Source organism: Mycobacterium sp. NGS34, assembly GCF_059812845.1.
In genome coordinates, this window is sequence record NZ_JCALDM010000001.1 from 239,286 (window position 1) to 253,172 (window position 13,887).

A 13,887-nucleotide genomic window follows, 5' to 3' on the forward strand; every position below is an offset into this window, starting at 1 on the left:
CCCTCGCAACGCGGCCACGCGAACCGCGTAGTTGTGAGTCGCATGGTAAATCCCCCGGCGGTCAATGGGTAGTCACCCCAGCTTTGCCGAAATCGCCTCGTACCAGGCTACGTGGTAGTGCGCCAGCCATTCGTGGCCTTCAATCAGCGCCTGTACTGCCGCCAGGAGCATCCCGTCGGCGGCCCGCGATACGTCGTGGGGATCCTCCAGCGCTTTGTTGTACGCGGCTTGCTGCTCGTGCTGCAGCGCGTCAACCTCGTTCTCGGTGACGCCTGTTCCCCGGGTCGCGGCCTGTGCCAAGGTCTGGGCGATTCGCGGCAATCCGTCGCGACGCCGAACCGCCTCAACCAGCGTTGGGCCGAGCTCGTCCACTTCCGGGCCGGTGCGTGCGAGGCGGTCACCGGTGAGCGGCGGGTCATCGGGTCCCGGCTTTGCGATGAATCCGTGGGCCTTGTGCACCGCCACAGCAGTGACGGTGCCGAGCAGATCCACCACGCTTGCGTCAGGTCGGCGTGGGGCCGGATCAAGCAGTCGGTTCACCCCGACCGGGATTTTCACGTTCGGCGGGATCCACCCGCACCCGATGCTGCACGCCAAAAGCGTTGTGCCGTCGTCGCGCAAACCGGCGGCCCATGAAAGGCCCGGCGCCTGGCGGGCCACCGAGTCCACGAGTCGTTGCAGCCGCTGCTGTTCGGCGGCCCGACTCGATGCGTCGCCAGCTACGGCGCCGGTTGCCGCGGAGAGCGCCGCTGCGCCCGCCGGAGTCGCTGCGCCGGCCCCGGCCGGCCCGGCTGCGCCCCGCTGGACTGTGGACATCAACGGGCTGCCCGCCGAGGGCGACGTCGACGGCGACGGCGCTACCGGTGCGCCAGATACCGGAGTAGTCGGCGCCGACACCGCCGGGGGCGCGACGACCGGGGGACGCAAGTCGGATCCGTAGGCGGGAAGTGGACCCGCCGGGACTGATGGAGCGCCCGTCACCGGCGTCATCGGGGCTGACACCGGCATCGGCGCGGCGACCGGTACCGCGCCGCCTGTCGATGACACCGGGGCGCCGGAGCCGGTGGCGACCGATGCGCCCGAGCCGTGCTCGACTGCAGCGGAGTCGACGGCACCGGCCGCAATCGTTGGTGCTACCGGTGACGCGACCGGCGCCTGGGGTGGTGCCGTCGCCGACGATCCCGTTGCGTTCATCAGCCCCTGTGACAAGTTCTGGGCGCCGGTAGCTGCCGGCTGACCGGTCATCATTCCTTGGGCGAACGATTGACCGAGCTGATTCGGCGAGAGCCCAGGCAAGCTGGCGGCTGGAGAGAGTCCGCCGCCACCGGGTAGGGGCGAAGCGACAGCGGGTGCACCCGGGATTTGGGCTCCGCCGGCTGGGGCAGCAATAGGCGCGCTACCGCCAACGCCGCCGGGCTCGCCTGTGCCGCCCCCGCCCACACCGGAGCCAGGCGGCCCGCCGACGTTGGGTTGAGTACTAAATCCGCCCTCATGAACGGTTTGGAGACCTCCACCGCCGCTATGGTTGCCAGCATCGATGCCGCCGCCACCGACCGCGGGTGGCTTCTCCCCGCCGCCCATATTGACTCCATGACTTGCAGCAAACTCCTGAGGGGACATCGCTAGTCCCTCGGCGCTAAGGATCCTCTGTGTTGCATCCATGAGTGCCGCAACCGCCGCGGCAGACTTGTGTGCAGCAAAGCCGTTAGCTTCCGCGATTAACTTCTCGATTTCCGCGACCTTTATTGGTGCTGGGTCTTTTGAATTCTCGACGTTGGAAATCCGTTGGTTATAATCGTCCGCTATCCCCCTAAGCCCCTCGCGCAGACTATCTATTGCATCCGCTCCCCTTTCAAAGGAATCACTTTTTACTTGGTATTTCTCAGCCAAATCAAGATGGTGGTTTTCGCCTTGCTGAAAGCGAGAGACGAGATCGTCAACTGTGTGCCCCTGATTGTGGGCTGCCAGTTGTGCCCACTGACGATGCAGGTCCTGCGCATACTGCTCTTGTACCTGCTGCTGTGCTCTCCAATGTGCAGCTGCTGCTCTAAGCGTCGCTGACGGTTGAGGCCACCAGGCGCCAATTAGCGGCAGCGAATATTTGCCCGCAGGCACATCCCCCGCCACGAGCATCCCTCCTTTAAGCCCGGCTGCCACGCTTCCCGCGAACCAGCATTGGAGGCGGCGACGCGCAGTTTGCTTCTACGGACAAATCCGCGCCATAGCCGTATCTGCCCGGTTCGCTTCATCCAATGCGTTTTGCATCATTGGCGACCCTTTACCGAATACGCTAGCGACTGCAACGTAGGTGTGGTATGCGGACGCAAGTGCACGCGCAGCATCTCGGTCTCCCTGTCCTAACGCCGGATTATTTGCTGCTGTGTCGAGCATGCCTGCGGCATTAGCCAGCGAGACTCGTGCGACAGCAATATCTGTCCCATTGGTATCTGCATTTACTGACCGCGCAGCGACTTGGTATACCGCGCACAAGTTCTTCTTAGCTTCCGCAACCTGATCGGGCGTGAAGGTCGGCGACGGGGCCGCGGCCGTCGGAGCCTTTCCGCCACTGCTTGACGTCGGTCGGGCTAGCGCGATGATGCCCACGACGAGCGCGGCGACTGCGATGAGACCAACTAGGGCCAAGCCGACAGCCATGAGGCCATTTGAGGCCGGCCTGCCGGGAACCGGCGGTGGCGCCCACTCCGCCATCGGCGGTGGCTGAGGATTCATCACTTCGTCAAGGCTAGTCGGATGCGCTTCGATGTCACTTCAAGCTGGCGTGCTCAGTGCCGCCCTGGACCTCGATTTACCCCGCCGGTCCGGGATGCCGACGCCCCGTTGTCGCGGGACGCACCATCTCCGGATCGACCAAACGCCCCAGGCCGTACTCGCCGCGGTGACGCGCCGTCATGCCGTCGCGCTGGAGCGCATCGCCGTGGCCGGAAACCACATCGGACATGCTGAACAGCGACTCCGACCCCTCGTCGAAGTAGTGGAGATGGTCGTAGAACGGGTTCATGGGGGCGCCTGGCACTTCGGCTTTGAACCGGGTGGAGCCGTAGCCGTCGACGGCGGGATCGTTGCCCAGCCCTCCGAAGCTCACCCCGATGAGGCCCGGGCCGGCCACCCGGGCCGGCGACCAGGTGACCGCATCGCCCGACGCCGCGCCGACGTAGACGTGCCCGCCTTGTGGCAGATGGAAGTCGACGGCTGAACGCGCCAGATCCGTTCCTGGAGATCCCACCAGAACCACGTCGTTCGCGCGCATCCCATGCGCCGCCGCTGCGTCCGCGACGAGGGTCGATCCGTACGAATGCCCCACCACCGTGAGATGGGTCGGTGCACCTTCGTGGGTGACCGCCAAGGCGTTCACATCGGCGGCCAACACCTGCGCGCCACCACGGGCCATCTCCACTTCCCGAAGAGCGGGATCGATCCAATTGTTCGGCGCGTTGTAGCCGACCCACGTCACGACCGCCGTCCGGTTGCCCCGACCGGCGCGGGCGGACTCTTGATACAGACGCTTACCCTCAGCCTCCGCCAGCGTTCCCTCGCGCACCGAAGTGGCCGCCCCCTTCACCAAGACCGCCGTGTTGGCCGCGGTGTCGGGATTGCCAATAGCAATCGCCGCAGCCCCCTCACCGCCGAAGGCGTCGGGCTGATATTTCAACAGGTAGACGTCCGCGCTACCCTGTGACGCCTCCAGGCCTTGTCGGGTGCGAAAAGCATTGGCGTAGCGGTTGATTGCGACGGACGGCAGCCCGTATTGAACGGGGTTGGCCAGCACGTCCTCGGCACCCGCGCCGCGAAATGCGGCGAGCTCTTCCACGCGATGGAGGTCGTCGTTCATCACCGCCCGATTGACGCGGCTCCGCACAGCGACGGGCACGCCGTTGAGATTTCCTAGCTCCGGAGGATGGTCGGCGATCAATCGGCTCTGCTGTTCACCATTAAGTGTCTTCCACCACCGGTTGACCTCCTCCGCGCTGGCTCCAATGGACGGAATGCGCAGCGGCTCTTCACCGTTCGACGCATCCACCGACCGAAGCACCGCCGGGTCGTAGCCGTCCGTCCGCAACGTGGTCAACGACCGCCACAAGAACTCCGCGTAGCCGTCGCTCTGAATCCGAAGCTGGCCTAACGCCGCGGCGGTGTCATCGATGGCCTGCTGCTCCAGCGCGCGAATGAGCGCGTCCAACGCGATTCGGTCGCCCGCGCCAAGCCCGCTGTCATTCTCCAAAGCCAGCGCCTGGCCCAGGAGATCGTCCACCTGCCGAAGTCGAGTCTCCAGCGTCGAGATCGCCGCTGCGCCAGCGCATTGCGCCTGGGCCAGCGCGGCCGCGACGCCTTCCAAGTCCGCCCCGATCTTGGCCAGCTGCGCGGACTGGCCGCCGAGCGACAGCGCCGCGCGCCGCACTTCGGCCGAGTCGTCGATCGGGTGGCCGGCAGCGACCCGATTCCAGGACGCCTCGAAGCGGCGCCGCGCCGCATCGAAAGCGGCGCTGGATTCGGCGGTGCACCGGCCGGCGTCGTGAAACGCTTGCGCCAGATCGGAAATCTGAGCCGGGCGCCCGACCTGCAGGCTGTCGTCAATCGCCCAGGGGTCGCCCCCGGCCGCGGCAATCAGGTGCTGGCTGCTGATGTATCGGAAGTCCATCGCACCGCCCGCTCTTCGGCGGCGTTGCGGTCATCCATGTTGGTGAACTCGTCGGCGGCGTAATGCGCCTTGTGACCGAGCCCGGTCAGCGTGTCGTGGTGGGCCTGCAAGTCCTTGACGTGGCGCCCGTGCGCGGCGGTCACCGCCTCGTGAAACGCCTCGGCGGCGGAAAAGCCGCCGAACATCCCGGCCGCCAGCGGGCCCCGCGACAGCTGATCGGCCCCCTCCTGCGCATGCCCGCCGGCGCGGTGCGACTCGTTGGCCCCCGAGTGCAGCAAGTCAGTGTCGACGAACATCGCCACCCCTCCCGGCCGGGCCGAACGAACTCCAAGCAAAGCTAATAACCGCCCGATTACCGGTCAATTCAGTCATAAGGAGCTGGCCCCGTCCGCCAGCCCGTCGCCGTCGGCATCGGTCAGCCTGACGTTCCACTTGCCGTCGCCGTCGGAGTCGACGAACCCGGTCACGCCGCCCTCGTCGATGCACAGCACCCGGTCGGCCAGCCCGTCGCCGTCGGTGTCCAGCAATCGGTCGTCGGCCTGGCCGCGCCCGTCGAAGTCGACCAGCGGACCGCCGGTGTGCTCGACGCCGTCGAGCCCGAACCACCGCAGCTGCCCGCCCCGGTCGACGGCGACCCCCCACGTCCCCGACCCGTCGTCGGTGAAATACGCCTCGGGGGCGCCGTCATTGTCGAGGTCGAGGACGGCGTGGTCGGCCAACCCGTCACCGTCGAAATCCGCGAGCGCGTCGTCCTGCATTCCGTCGCCGTCGAGATCCAACCCGATCGCATCGAGCCGGCCGTCGCCGTCCAGGTCGAGGTTGGGTTGGCCGTTCCAAATGGCAGCTGCGCCATCGTCATTACCGATGCAGTAGTCCATGCCTTCTCGGACGCTGGGCCGGCGCTAGGCGTTCCCGCGCGACCGCCACCAGGACAACAGCTCGGCGGTTGCCTCCTCGGTGGTGAGCGGCCCGCGCTCGAGTCGCAACTCCTTCAGATACCGCCACGCCTCGCCGACTTGCGGGCCGGCCGGGATCCCGAGCAGCTCCATGATCGCGTTGCCGTCCAAATCGGGGCGCACCCGCTCCAAATCCTCCTGGGCGGCCAGCTCCGCGATCCGCTCCTCGAGCCTGTCGTAGCTGGCCTGCAGGCGGGCGGCCCGGCGCTTGTTGCGGGTCGTGCAGTCGGCGCGAACCAGCTTGTGCAGCCGCGGGAGCAGCGGCCCCGCGTCGGTGACATAGCGGCGCACCGCCGAATCGGTCCACTTGCCCTCGCCGTAGCCGTGGAACCGCAGATGCAGGAACACCAGCTGCGAGACGTCGTCGACCATATGCTTGGAGTACTTCAACGCCCGCAACCGCTTTCGGGCCATCTTGGCGCCCACCACCTCGTGGTGGTGAAAACTCACCCCGCCGTTTTCCTCGTGCCGCCGAGTCGCCGGCTTGCCGATGTCATGCAGCAGCGCGGCCCAGCGCAGCACCAGATCCGGTCCTTCGTCTTCCAGCGCGATCGCCTGCCTCAGCACGGTCAGCGAATGCTGGTAGACGTCCTTGTGCTGGTGGTGTTCGTCGATCGCCATCCGCATGCCGCCGACCTCGGGCAGGACCACCTCGCCCATCCCGGTATCCACCAGCAGGTCGATGCCGGCCACCGGGTCGTCGCCCAGCAGCATCTTGTCCAGCTCGGCCGCCACCCGCTCGGCGCTGATCCGCCCCAGCTGCGGCGCCATCTCATCGATCGCCTCGCGCACCCGCGGCGCGACGGTGAAACCGAGCTGCGAGACGAACCGCGCTGCGCGCAGCATCCGCAACGGGTCGTCGCCAAACGACACCGAGGGTGCGGCCGGGGTGTCCAGCATTCGCTCGCGCAGCGCCGCCAAACCGCCCAGCGGGTCGAGGAATTCGCCCGGCCCGGTCGGCGTCACCCGCACCGCCATCGCGTTGGCGGTGAAATCGCGGCGCACCAGATCGTCCTCGAGGCGATCGCCGAAGCGCACCTCGGGTTTGCGCGACACCTGGTCGTAGGCGTCGGCCCGGAACGTGGTGATCTCCAGGCGATAGTCGCCCTTGCCGACGCCGACGGTGCCGAACTGGATGCCGGTGTCCCATACCGCGTCGGCCCAGCGCCCCACCAATTCCTGGACCTGCTCGGGGCGGGCGTCGGTGGTGAAATCCAAGTCGGGACTGAGCCTGCCCAGCAACGCGTCCCGCACCGAACCGCCGACCAGGTACAGCTCGTGGCCCGCGCCGTCGAAGAGCGCGCCCAGCTCACCGAGCACCGGGGCGTGCCTATTAAGCGCGACCGCGGCGGCGGTCAACAGGTCGGCATCGGCGTCAGGCACGTTCGATCAGCGTAGTCGGGTGACGTGGCTGACACTGACCCGCGCCCGGGCGGCAACTAGCGGCGAGTATCTCGGGAACAAAGACCCCCGCCAGCTACTATCGCTTGGGTGTCGGACGCCGAACAAGCCAGACCACGTCGACGCCGGGGGCGGCGTCGGCGTCGTGGCGCGGCTGCCGCGGCCGAAACCCCCACGGATCCCCAGACGAACGGCGACGCGACGGCGGCCAAACCGCGCCGGCCCCGCCCGTCTCGCCGCGTGCCCGATCGGCTGCGGACGGTGCACGAGACCTCCGCCGGCGGGCTGGTTATCGACGGCCTCGACGGGCCGCGCGACGAGCAGGTTGCGGCGCTGATCGGACGCGTCGATCGGCGCGGACGGATGTTGTGGTCGCTGCCCAAGGGACATATAGAGATGGGCGAGACCGCGGAGCAGACCGCGATTCGTGAGGTCGCCGAGGAAACGGGTATTCGCGGCAGCGTGCTCGCGGCGCTGGGACGCATCGACTACTGGTTCGTCACCGACGGCCGCCGGGTGCACAAGACCGTGCACCACTATTTGATGCGCTTCTCCGGCGGCGAGCTGTCCGACGAGGACCTCGAGGTCGCCGAGGTGGCGTGGGTGCCGATCGGCGAGTTGCCGTCGCGGCTGGCCTATGCCGACGAGCGGCGCCTGGCCCAGGTCGCCGACGAGCTGATCGACAAGCTGCAGAGCGACGGCCCGGCCGCGCTGCCACCGCTGCCGCCGAGCTCGCCGCGGCGCCGCCCACAGACGCATTCGCGGACCCGGCATTCCGACAAGCCCGTGGCGGGCCGGAAGAACGGTCACGGGCCGGGGCCGTGACGGCTCCCCGACTCTGTTGGGCCGGCTTCGTGCGCCTCGCCGTAGTGATTGGCATCGTGGCCGGTTTTGCGGTGCTCGCCGGGCCCGCCCCGCGCGCTTCCGCGGGCGAGCCGGGGGAGACGCCGTTCGTCCGGGTCCGCATCGACCAGGTGACCCCCGACGTGGTCACCACCACCAGCCCAGCCGTCGTCACCGTCAGCGGCATGGTGACCAACATCGGTGACCGACCGGTCCGCGACGTCATGGTCCGGCTCGAGCACGCGCCGGGCGTCAACGACTCCGCGGCGCTGCGGACCTCCCTGGACGGCAGCACCGACCAGTACCAACCGGCCGCGGACTTCCTCACGGTGGCCTCCGAACTGCAGCGCGGCCAGGAAGCTGGCTTCACGCTGTCGGCCCCGCTGCGCTCGTTGGCCAAGCCGTCCCTGGGGATGGATAAGCCCGGCATCTACCCCGTCCTGGTCAATGTCAACGGGACCCCCGACTACGGCGCCCCGGCCCGCCTCGACAACGCGCGGTTCCTGCTGCCCGTGGTCGGCGTGCCGCCGGACCAGGCCGACGATGTGAATTCCGCCGTCGCGCCCGACACCTCAAAGCCGGTGTGGATCACCATGCTGTGGCCGCTCGCCGACCGGCCGCGGCTGTCCCCCGGCGTACCCGGCGGCACCATTCCGGTCCGGTTGGTCGACGACGACCTGGCCACGTCACTGGCCACCGGCGGGCGCCTCGACGTTCTGCTGTCCGCCGCCGAGGTCGCCACCAGCCACGACGTCGACCCGGACGGAGCCGTCAGCCACGCGCTGTGCCTGGCCGTCGACCCCGACCTGCTGGTCACCGTGAACGCGATGACCGCCGGCTACGTGGTGTCCAACTCGCCCGACGGGCCCGCCCAGATGCCGGGCACCCCGACGCATCCGGGCACCGGCCAGACCGCCGCGACCGAATGGCTGAACCGGCTGCGCGCCCTTTCCCACCGCACCTGCGTGGCGCCGCTGCCCTACGCCCAGGCCGACCTCGACGCCCTGCAACGGGTCAACGACCCGGGGCTGAGCGCCGCCGCCACCAACAGCGTCGGCGGCATCGTCGACCGCATCCTCGACGTGCCGTCCACCCGAGGGGTCACGCTGCTGCCCGACGGCCCGCTGACCGGCCGGACCGTCAGCCTGCTCAGCGCCAACGACAGCACCGTCGCGATCGCCGCCGGCGACCTGTCCGCCCAGGACTCGGCCAACGACAACCCGGCCAGCGTCGACACGGCTCCCCGGCGGCTGTCCCCCCAGGTGGTGGTCGCGCCGTTCGACCCGGCCGTCGGGGCCGCGCTCGCCGGCGCGGGCAACAACCCCATCGCTCCCACCTACCTGGATCCCTCGTTGACGGTCCGCCTCTCGCACGACTCGAACACCGCCCGACGCCAGGACGCGCTGGGCTCGATCTTCTGGCACGCGTTGCAGCGCGACGCGGCGCCCCGCACCCAGCTGTTGGTGCCGCCGGCGACGTGGAACCTGCAGGCCGACGACGCGCAGGTCATCCTGACCGCGCTGGCCACCAGCATCCGGTCCGGTTTGGCGGTGCCGCGGCCGCTGCCCGCGGTGATCTCCGAGGCCGCCGCCCGCACCGAGCCGTCGGAGCCGGTGGCCAACGACGGCTCCGCCCGTGGCCGGTTCAGCGACGACGTCACCGCCAACATCGCCGCCCAGGTCGGCCGGGTGTGGGGCCTGACCTCCGCGCTGAGCACCGACGAGCGCACCGGCCTGACCGGCGGCCAGTACACCGCGCCGCTGCGCGAGGACATGCTGCGCGCGCTGAGCCAATCCGTACCCCCGGACACCCGCAACGGGCTCGCCCAGCAGCGCCTGGCGGTGGTCGGCACAACGATCAACGACCTGTTCGGCGCGGTCACGATCGTCAACCCCGGCGGCTCCTACACCCTGGCCACCGAGCACAGCCCGTTGCCGCTGGCGCTGCACAACGGCCTCGCCGTTCCCATCCGGGTGCGGCTGCAGGTCGACGCGCCGCCCGGGATGAGGGTCACCGACGTCGGCCAGATCGAATTGCCGCCGGGCTACCTGCCGCTGCGGGTGCCGATCGAGGTGAACTTCACCCAGCGCGTCGCGGTCGATGTGTCGCTGCGGACCCCCGACGGCATGCGGCTCGGCGAGCCGGTGCGGCTGTCGGTGCATTCCAACGCCTACGGCAAGGTGCTGTTCGCGATCACGCTCAGCGCCGCGGCTGTGCTGGTGCTGCTGGCCGGTCGCCGGCTGTGGCACCGGTTCCGCGGCCAGCCCGACCGCGCCGACCTGGACCGCCCCGACCCTCCGCACCCCAGATCCGCCGACCTGCACGACGAGATCGACGATCGGGCCGAGCACCAGCACCGCGTATGAACCCCGCCTCCCGGCGGACGCACCCACAGCCGCCCCCACAGCGCCTGCCGGCGCCGCCACGCCACGCCCGCCCCGGTCCGCCGACCGGTCCCCTACCGCCGGTGCCGGAGCTGGCTCGTCGCCGACCCGAGCTGTCCGACGCCGCGGTGGTCTCGCGGTCGTGGGCGATGGCGTTCGCGACGCTGATCAGCCGCCTCACCGGCTTTGCGCGCATCGTCGTGCTGTCCGCCATCCTGGGTGCGGCGCTGTCCAGTGCCTTCTCGGTGGCCAATCAGCTGCCGAACCTGGTCGCGGCGCTGGTGCTGGAGGCGACGTTCACCGCGATATTCGTGCCGGTGCTGGCCCGCGCCGAGCAAGGCGACGCCGACGGCGGGGCGGCGTTCGTGCGGCGCCTGGTCACGCTGACGACGGCGCTGCTGGTGGTCGCCACCGCGCTGTCGGTCGTGGCCGCGCCCCTGCTGGTGCGGCTGATGCTGGGGCGCGCCCCGCAGGTCAACGAGCCACTGACCACTGCCTTCGCTTACCTGCTGCTGCCGCAGGTGCTGGCCTACGGGCTGACGTCGGTGTTCATGGCGATCCTGAACACCCGCAACGTTTTTGGGCCGACGGCGTGGGCGCCGGTCGTCAACAACGTGGTCGCACTGGCGACCCTCGGGGTGTACCTGGCGGTGCCCGGCGAGCTGTCCGTCGACCCCGTTCGGATGGGCAACGCCAAGCTGCTGGTGCTCGGCATCGGCACCACGCTCGGGGTGTTCGCGCAGACGGGCGTCCTGCTGGTTGCGCTGAAACGCCAGCGGGTGAGCCTGCGCCCGCTGTGGGGAATCGACCAGCGCCTCAAGCGGTTCGGTGCGATGGCCGGGGCGATGGTGCTGTACGTGGTGATCAGTCAGCTCGGCCTGGTGGTCGGCAACCAGATCGCCAGCACCGCGGCGGCGTCCGGTCCCGCGATCTACAACTACACGTGGCTGGTGCTGCAGCTGCCGTACGGCATGATCGGCGTGACCGTGCTGACCGTGGTGATGCCGCGGCTGAGCCGCAACGCCGCCGCCGACGACACCGGGGCCGTGCTCGCCGACCTGTCGCTGGCGACCCGGCTGACGCTGATCACGCTGATCCCGGTTGTGGCGTTCATGACGGTCGGCGGCCCGGCGATCGGCAGCGCGCTGTTCGCCTACGGCAATTTCGGGGAGGTCGACGCCGGCTATCTAGGCGCGGCGATCGCGTTGTCGGCGTTCACGCTGATCCCCTACGGGCTGGTGCTGCTGCAGCTGCGCGTCTTCTACGCGCGGGAGCAGCCCTGGACCCCGATCGTCCTCATCCTCGTCATCACCGCCGTCAAGATCGTCGGCTCGGTGCTGGCACCCCACCTCACCCACGACCCCAAGCTGGTGGCCGGATTCCTCGGCCTGGCCAACGGCGTCGGATTCCTGGCCGGCGCCGTCGTCGGCTACTACCTGCTCCGACGGGCGCTGCTGCCCAAGCGCGGCCACCTGATCGACGTCGGCGCGCAGCGGACCATCCTGGTGACGATCGTCGCGTCGATGCTGGCCGGCCTCGTCGCCCACGTGGCCGACCGGCTGCTCGGGCTCGCCAGGCTGACTGCGCACGGCGGCGCCGGTTCGCTGCTGCGGTTGTTGGTGCTGGCGGTCATCATGTTGCCGATCATGGCCGCGGTCATGGTCAGCGCGCGGGTGCCCGAAGCGCAGGCCGCGATCGACGCGCTCAGGCGCCGCTTTTCGCGCCGCGGCCCGGGCGTCCCGGTAGCTTCGCGCAAACCGGCTGGGCCACGGGGATCGTCTCGGCCGGGGCACTTCACGTACCCTGAGCAGAGGAATTCGTCCCCGCCGGGGGTAAATGCGGTCCAGGAGCCGATCCGGCGCAGGCCTCCGGAGCGGGTAGCCAGCGCCCGAACGAAAGGACCGGAGGTGACCGACCGCCCAGTGGAAAGCGCATCGAGCGCTGGATCCGGCTTGGGGTCAGGCGCCGAGGACTTCCAGCCCGACATTCCGCCCGGCCCGGCGCCCGAACGGCCGGCGCCGCGCCCGTCCGACCGGCTGAACGGCGACCTGTCGGCCGACGACGCCGGCGGGCCTATCGCCTTCGACGCGCCCCGCGAACGGGCCGGGGATTTGGCGGACGACGTCCACCTCGTCCCGGGCGCCCGCATCGCCGCGGGCCGGTATCGGCTGCTGGTCTTCCACGGCGGCGCACCCCCGCTGCAGTTCTGGCAGGCGCTGGACACCAAGCTCGACCGTCAGGTCGCGCTGACCTTCGTCGATCCCGACGGAGCCCTGCCCCATGAGGTGCTGCAAGACATCCTGTCCCGGACCCTGCGGCTCAGCCGGATCGACAAGCCCGGCATCGCCCGCGTGCTCGACGTCGTGCACACCGGCTCCGGCGGCTTGGTGGTCTCGGAGTGGATCCGCGGCGGTTCGCTGCAGGAGGTGGCCGACACCGCGCCGTCGCCCATCGGCGCGGTCCGCGCGATGCAGTCGCTGGCCGCCGCCGCCGACGCGGCGCACCGCGCCGGGGTCGCCCTGTCGATCGACCACCCCAGCCGGGTGCGGGTCAGCATCGAGGGCGACGTCGTGCTGGCCTACCCCGCGACCATGCCCGACGGCAATCCGCAACAGGACATCCGCGGAATCGGAGCCGCCCTCTATGCGCTGCTGGTCAACCGTTGGCCGTTGCCGGAATCCGGGGTGCGCAGCGGGCTGGCGCCAGCCGAGCGTGACTCCACGGGCAACCCCGTCGAACCAATGGCCGTCGACCGCGACATTCCCTTCCAGGTCTCCGCGGTCGCGGTGCGGGCGGTTCAGGAAGACGGCGGAATACGCAGCGCCTCAACACTTTTGAACTTGCTGCAGCAGGCGACGGCGGTGGCCGACCGCACCGAGGTGCTCGGTCCCATCGATGATTCGCCGGCGCTGCCTCCCACCACCCGGGTGTCCACCGGTCGCGAGTACGCGACCTTCGCGCGCAGGCGCCGCAACGTGCTGATCGGTGTCGGCGCCGCCGTCGCCGTCATCGTGGTGGCCCTGCTGGTGTTGGCGTCGGTGGTGAGCAAGATCTTCGGCAACGTCGGCGGCGGGCTCAACAGAGACGAGCTCGGGCTCAACGGGCCATCCTCGTCGGCGTCGTCGGCTCCCAGCTCCGCGGCCGCCGGCAGCGCCGTCAAACCCACCAAGGCGACGGTCTACTCGCCCGACGGCGACGCCGACAATGCCGGCCAGGCCGGGCAGGCGATCGACGGCGACCCCTCGACCGCCTGGTCTACCGAGGTCTATACCGACGCCGTGCCGTTCCCCTCGTTCAAGCAGGGCGAAGGCCTGATGTTGCAGCTGCCCAGCCCCACCGTGGTCGGTCAGGTCACCATCGACACGCCGAGCAGCGGCACCAAGGTGGAGATTCGCTCGGCGTCGACCGCGTCGCCGTCCCGCCTCGAGGACACCACCGTGCTGGCCCCGGCGTTCACGCTCAAGCCCGGGCACAACGTCATCCCCGTCCGGGGCGGCTCTGCGACATCGAACGTGCTGGTGTGGATCTCCACTCTGGGAACCACCAACGGCAAGAGCCAGGCCAGCTTCTCGGAAGTGACGGTCCAGGCCGCGGCCTGAGCACGCTCACAAGCCCCCGCGTTGGTGAAGTGCCGCGCGACCACCGA

At 69.5% G+C, this 13,887-nt stretch carries 9 protein-coding genes; 4 read left to right on the forward strand and 5 right to left on the reverse strand.

What is annotated here, in order from left to right; genetic code table 11:
• Positions 1 to 72: 72 nt before the first annotated feature.
• On the reverse strand, positions 73 to 816 hold the full coding sequence (locus tag AC5Y7V_RS01205) for a DUF5631 domain-containing protein (RefSeq protein ID WP_499878230.1): 744 nt from the start codon (positions 814 to 816) through the stop codon (positions 73 to 75).
• Here AC5Y7V_RS01205 and AC5Y7V_RS01210 point away from each other — a divergent pair.
• On the forward strand, positions 809 to 940 hold the full coding sequence (locus tag AC5Y7V_RS01210) for a hypothetical protein (RefSeq protein WP_499878231.1): 132 nt from the start codon (positions 809 to 811) through the stop codon (positions 938 to 940). The two genes, AC5Y7V_RS01205 and AC5Y7V_RS01210, sit on opposite strands and share 8 nt — an antisense overlap.
• Before the next feature lie 1,866 nt (positions 941 to 2,806).
• On the opposite strand, the gene AC5Y7V_RS01215 is transcribed toward AC5Y7V_RS01210, so the two are convergent.
• From AC5Y7V_RS01215 to AC5Y7V_RS01230, 4 genes are all read right to left on the reverse strand, one after another.
• Complete coding sequence (locus AC5Y7V_RS01215; RefSeq protein ID WP_499878232.1) at positions 2,807 to 4,657, reverse strand: putative alpha/beta hydrolase; 1,851 nt, start codon at positions 4,655 to 4,657, stop codon at positions 2,807 to 2,809.
• Complete coding sequence (locus AC5Y7V_RS01220; protein ID WP_499878233.1) at positions 4,624 to 4,953, reverse strand: DUF2563 family protein; 330 nt, start codon at positions 4,951 to 4,953, stop codon at positions 4,624 to 4,626. Before AC5Y7V_RS01220 ends, AC5Y7V_RS01215 begins: the two co-directional genes overlap by 34 nt.
• A 72-nt stretch (positions 4,954 to 5,025) precedes the next feature.
• Positions 5,026 to 5,535 (reverse strand): pullulanase, encoded by a 510-nt coding sequence (locus AC5Y7V_RS01225; RefSeq protein ID WP_499878234.1) that lies wholly within the window; start codon positions 5,533 to 5,535, stop codon positions 5,026 to 5,028.
• A 24-nt stretch (positions 5,536 to 5,559) separates the two neighbouring features.
• The gene (locus AC5Y7V_RS01230; RefSeq protein ID WP_499878235.1) at positions 5,560 to 6,996 is read right to left on the reverse strand and encodes a CCA tRNA nucleotidyltransferase; all 1,437 of its coding nucleotides are present in this window, start codon (positions 6,994 to 6,996) and stop codon (positions 5,560 to 5,562) included.
• 108 nt (positions 6,997 to 7,104) lie between these two features.
• Between AC5Y7V_RS01230 and AC5Y7V_RS01235 the strand changes: the two genes are divergently transcribed.
• The 3 genes from AC5Y7V_RS01235 to AC5Y7V_RS01245 are packed head-to-tail and all read left to right on the forward strand — an operon-like array spanning position 7,105 to position 13,840.
• The gene (locus AC5Y7V_RS01235; protein ID WP_499878236.1) at positions 7,105 to 7,839 is read left to right on the forward strand and encodes an NUDIX hydrolase; all 735 of its coding nucleotides are present in this window, start codon (positions 7,105 to 7,107) and stop codon (positions 7,837 to 7,839) included.
• Positions 7,836 to 10,223: a hypothetical protein gene (locus tag AC5Y7V_RS01240; protein WP_499878237.1), complete on the forward strand. Its 2,388-nt coding sequence runs from the start codon at positions 7,836 to 7,838 to the stop codon at positions 10,221 to 10,223. Before AC5Y7V_RS01235 ends, AC5Y7V_RS01240 begins: the two co-directional genes overlap by 4 nt.
• Positions 10,220 to 13,840 (forward strand): murein biosynthesis integral membrane protein MurJ, encoded by a 3,621-nt coding sequence (locus AC5Y7V_RS01245; RefSeq protein ID WP_499878238.1) that lies wholly within the window; start codon positions 10,220 to 10,222, stop codon positions 13,838 to 13,840. The genes AC5Y7V_RS01240 and AC5Y7V_RS01245 overlap by 4 nt, the downstream gene beginning before the upstream one ends.
• Positions 13,841 to 13,887 lie beyond the last annotated feature (47 nt).

Excerpts from the sequence above, each read along its gene's own strand:
- AC5Y7V_RS01205 (WP_499878230.1), bottom strand. The coding sequence starts at position 816 with ATGTCCACAGTCCAGCGGGGCGCAGCCGGGCCGGCCGGGGCCGGCGCA.
- AC5Y7V_RS01225 (WP_499878234.1), bottom strand. The coding sequence starts at position 5,535 with ATGGACTACTGCATCGGTAATGACGATGGCGCAGCTGCCATTTGGAAC.
- AC5Y7V_RS01220 (WP_499878233.1), bottom strand. The coding sequence starts at position 4,953 with ATGTTCGTCGACACTGACTTGCTGCACTCGGGGGCCAACGAGTCGCAC.
- AC5Y7V_RS01245 (WP_499878238.1), top strand. The coding sequence starts at position 10,220 with ATGAACCCCGCCTCCCGGCGGACGCACCCACAGCCGCCCCCACAGCGC.
- AC5Y7V_RS01215 (WP_499878232.1), bottom strand. The coding sequence starts at position 4,657 with ATGGACTTCCGATACATCAGCAGCCAGCACCTGATTGCCGCGGCCGGG.